This is a genomic window from Leifsonia sp. KNZ12-8B (assembly GCF_056755495.1).
Genome location: NZ_JBPGXM010000203.1, coordinates 1 through 4,469, shown reverse-complemented (window position 1 = coordinate 4,469; position 4,469 = coordinate 1). Strand labels below are relative to the sequence as shown.

Genomic DNA, 4,469 nt, shown 5'->3' with positions numbered 1-4,469 from the left:
GGCCCGCCCCCCGCCCCCCCGCCCCCCGCGCGCGGGCGGCCGCGGGCGGCGCGCGCCGAGGGGTGAGGCGTGGCGGGTCCGGCCGCCGAGAAGTCACCACATGCCACGACTCGGCGCGGGGGGCGGCGCCGGGGGCGGGTCAGCGCTCCACGAGGGTGAGGCGCTGGTTCGGGCGGGTCATCGCGACGTAGAGGGAGGCTGCGCCGCGCGGGCTCTCGGCGGCGAGCGCCGCCGGATCGGCGAGGACGACCGCGTCGAACTCCAGGCCCTTCGCCTCGAAGCCGGTCAGCACCGCGATCGGGCGCGTCAGACCCGCCGCCCCGCGGGCCGCGTCGTCGCCGAAGCGGGCCAGGACGGCCGCTGCCACGGCCTCCGCCTCGTCCTGAGCCACGATGACGGCCAGCGTGCCCTGGCCGTCGATGCCGCGGTCGTGCTCCACCGCCTCCACGACGGCGTCCGCCAGGCCGCGATCGCCCGGCGCGGCCGCGGTCCGGCGGATGGGCCAGTCGCCCTCGCGGACCGCGCGCGTCGGGGTGATCGGGAGGCCGGCCTCCGCCGCGATCCGCTCCGCCTCGCGGGTGATCTGGGCCGGGGTGCGGTAGTTGACCGTCAGCTCCTCTAGGCGCCAGGCCTCCTTGAACGACGGCTTCAGCGCGTCCTCCCAGCTCGTCGCGCCCGCGGCGGAGGCGACCTGGGCGATGTCGCCGACGATCGTGAACGACTTCATCGGGCAGCGCCGCACCAGCACGCGCCACTGCATCGGGGAGAGCTCCTGCGCCTCGTCCACCACCACGTGCCCGTACGTCCATGACCGGTCGGCGGCGGCGCGCTCGGCAGTCGAGCCGCGGTCGACCCGCTCGGCGAAGCCGTCCGCCAGCTGCTCGGCGCTCACCAGCCCCTGCACGCCCATGTTGCGGATCGCGGCGCGCGCGTTCTCGAGGTCGCGCTTGCGCTGCCGCTCGCGCTCGCGGTCGGCCGGATCCGGCCGGCCGGGGAAGTCCCCGAGCAGCTCGGCGGCCTCGTCGAGCAGCGGGACGTCCGAGACGGTGAACGGCGCAGAGCGGTCCCGGCGCAGGGCGTCGCGCTCGGCCTGGCTCCAGCGCGGGGTCAGCTCCGCCAGCCAGGCGGGCCGCGCGTACAGGTCCTGCAGCAGCTTCTGCGGGGTGAGCGGCAGCCAGGCCGTGTTGAGCAGCACACGCACGTCGTACGAGGTGCGCAGATCCTCCCGCAACACCTTCAGGTCGGCGTCGTCGAGCGTCGAGCCTCCCGCCCGGAGCTGGGCGGCGAGCTGGTCGGTCAGCTCGGTCAGCGCGCTCTTCACGAACGTGACCCTGGCGACGTTGTGCGGCTTGCCCGTCCGCTGCGCCTTGGCGATGGCGCGCTGGATGAGCTCGGGCTGCACCTCCAGCCGCTCGTTGTCGATCACGACGGTCTGCGGCTCGGCCGGCGCCTTCTGACGCGACCGCACCGCGCGCCACAGCAGCCGGGCCATCGGGGCGGCGCCCTTCAGCCGGGCGGCCTCCGGCGCATCCTCAGCCGTCGCCTCCACGCCGGGGAACAGCTCGCCGAGCGTCTGCATGACGACGCCCGTCTCACCGAGCGAGGGCAGCACCGCCTCGATATAGCGCAGGAACGCGCTCGACGGCCCCACGACCAGCACGCCGGAGGAGCTCAGCCGCTGCCGGTTCGCGTACAGCAGGTAGGCGGCGCGGTGCAGCGCGACCGCGGTCTTGCCGGTGCCGGGTCCGCCCTGCACGACCAGCGCGCCGCGGAGGTCGGAGCGGATGATGCGGTCCTGCTCGGCCTGGATGGTCGCGACGATGTCGTGCATGCGGCCGGTGCGCTGCGCGGTCAGCGCCGCCAGCAGGGCGCCCTCGCCCTGGATCTGCTCGCCGGAGCCGCCGGCGTCGCCGTCCAGCAGGGCCTCGTCGAACACCTCGTCGTCGATGCGGACGACCTGCCGGCCGGTCATCGTCAGGTGGCGGCGGGCGCGGACGCCCATCGGCGCGCTCGCCGTCGCCTGGTAGAAGGCGCTCGCCTGCTGCGCCCGCCAGTCCAGCAGCAGCGACCGCTGGTCCTCGTCGCGGAGCCCGATGCGGCCGATGTAGCGGTGGTCGGAGCCGTCGACCGGCTCGTCGAGCAGCAGCCGCCCGAACACGAGCCGCGCATCCACCTCCCGCAGCTGGGCGAGCTGGTCCTCGTAGAGGCGCGCGAAGGCGTCCCGCTCGCTGCGTGCCTGGTGGTTGCCGCCGACGCTCTCCTTGCGCACGCGCACCAGGCGTTCCGCCGTCTCCGCCCGCAGGGCGTCGAGCCGGTCGTACAGCCCGGCGACGACGGCGCGTTCCCGGTCGAGCTCCGATTCGTGCACGCGCTGACCACCTCTCTTTTCCGGGCCGACAGTCTACGACCTCCCGGCCCGAGGATGCAGGGAACCAGCCGTGAACCGCCGTCCGGGCGCTCTCCCAGCCCGGGCACGCTAGGGTGGAGGTACTGCGAGTCCATCGGACTCCTGCGTCGTCAGAACGCACCGCGCTGTCAGCGCACTTCTCACGGCGAACGAATGCGCTCCCTGCGCCTTCGCCCACCTTCCCGTCGCGCCGCGCCGACCGTGCTGCGCAACCGGGACCCGATGCCCGAAAGGCACCAGTGACCACCACGACCTTCGCCGATCTCGGCGTGCCCGCTCCCCTCGTCGCCGCGCTCGCGGCCGACGGCAAGACGGAGCCGTTCCCCATCCAGACCGACACCCTGCCCGACACGCTCGCCGGGCGCGACGTGCTGGGCCGCGGCAAGACCGGCTCCGGCAAGACCATCGCGTTCTCGCTCCCGCTCGTCACCCGGCTCGGCGACGGCAGCAAGCGCCGCGCCTCGCGTCCGCGCGGCCTGGTGCTCGCACCGACCCGTGAGCTGGCGACGCAGATCGCCGCGACCCTCCAGCCGCTCGCCGACGCAGCGGGCCTGCGCATCACGACCGTGTTCGGCGGCGTGTCGCAGAACCGCCAGGTGGAGGCGCTGCGCGGCGGCGTCGACATCCTCGTCGCCTGCCCCGGCCGGCTCGAGGACCTGATGAAGCAGCGGCTCGTGTCGCTCGACGCGGTCGAGATCACCGTGCTCGACGAGGCGGACCACATGGCCGACCTCGGCTTCCTGCCCGGCGTCACGCGCATCCTGTCGGCGACCCCCGCCGACGGGCAGCGCCTGCTGTTCTCGGCGACGCTGGACAACGGCGTCGACAAGCTGGTCGCCCGGTTCATGACCTCCCCGGTCATGCACTCGGTCGACGACGAGAACAGCCCGGTGGAGGCGATGACCCACCACGTGTTCGAGGTCGCGTCCGCGGACGACAAGAAGGACCTCGTCACCATGCTCGCCTCGGGCCGGGGGAAGCGCATCCTGTTCATGCGGACCAAGCACCACGCGAAGCGCCTCGCCAAGCAGCTCACGGCGTCGGGCATCCCGGCGGTCGACCTGCACGGCAACCTGTCGCAGCCGGCGCGCGACCGCAACCTCGCCCGCTTCGGCTCCGGGGAGGTGCGCGTGCTGGTCGCGACGGACGTCGCCGCCCGCGGCGTGCACGTCGACGAGGTCGAGCTGGTCGTCCACGTCGACCCGCCCGCGGAGCACAAGGCGTACCTCCACCGCTCCGGCCGGACGGCACGCGCCGGCAGCAGCGGCGACGTCGTCACCGTGATGCTGCCCGAGCAGGCCGGCGACGTCCGCGCGCTGCTGCGCGCCGCAGCCATCACGGCGACCCCGCAGAAGGTCGACGCCGCGCACGCCGCGGTCGTCGAGCTGGTCGGCGAGCGCGCGCCGCGCGTGGCGCCCGAGGTCGCGGCGGCCGCCGCGGCTGCGGCCGCCGGCGGCGGTGCGGGCAGCGGGCGCGGCGCGGCCGGCGGTGGACGCGGTGCGTCCGGCGGCGGGCGTGGTGGGTCCGGCGGCGGACGCGGGCGTGGGCGCTCGCAGGCCGCGGGTTCCGGCGCCGCCTCCGGCGGGAACGCCGAGCGGTCGGCGGCCGGGCGTGCCGGTGGTGCGCTCGACGGAGCGGCCGGCGGCCGGTCGGACGGCGCCGGCGGCGGCCGTCGTCGCCGCGGAGGCCGCGGTCGCGCCGCCGCGGGTGGCGAGCAGACTCACGGCTCGGCCACCGGCGAGACTCGGCGCGGCGAGCAGGCGGGCCGCACGGCCCGCGGCGGCTCCGAGAGCGCCGGACGTCGCGATGCGGCCGGCGGCGAGCAGCGTCGTCGCGGCAGCGCCGCCACCCAGGGCCACAGCGGTCGCACCGGCTCGGGCGCCTCGCACGGCTCGGGCGCGAACGCGGGCTCGCACGGATCGCGCGGCGGCCTCCGGGTCGGCCAGCTCGTCGACGCGAGCACCCGCCGCGGCAACGGCAGCCGCCGCGCCCGCGGCTGACGGCGGCGGAACACAGTACGGAAATAGGGAGGCGCTCCCGGCCCTGTCTCTTATACACATCT

Annotated in this window: 2 protein-coding genes; one reads left to right on the top strand and one right to left on the bottom strand. The window is 75.6% G+C overall.

Annotation, left to right across the window (positions count from 1 at the left end; genetic code table 11):
* Window positions 1-139: 139 nt before the first annotated feature.
* Window positions 140-2,368, bottom strand: a complete 2,229-nt coding sequence (locus tag ACR9ZG_RS18240; RefSeq protein ID WP_481286261.1) for a HelD family protein — start codon at window positions 2,366-2,368, stop codon at window positions 140-142.
* 278 nt (window positions 2,369-2,646) lie between these two features.
* Between ACR9ZG_RS18240 and ACR9ZG_RS18235 the strand changes: the two genes are divergently transcribed.
* Window positions 2,647-4,407: a DEAD/DEAH box helicase gene (locus ACR9ZG_RS18235; RefSeq protein ID WP_481286260.1), complete on the top strand. Its 1,761-nt coding sequence runs from the start codon at window positions 2,647-2,649 to the stop codon at window positions 4,405-4,407.
* The last annotated feature ends 62 nt before the right edge of the window (window positions 4,408-4,469 follow it).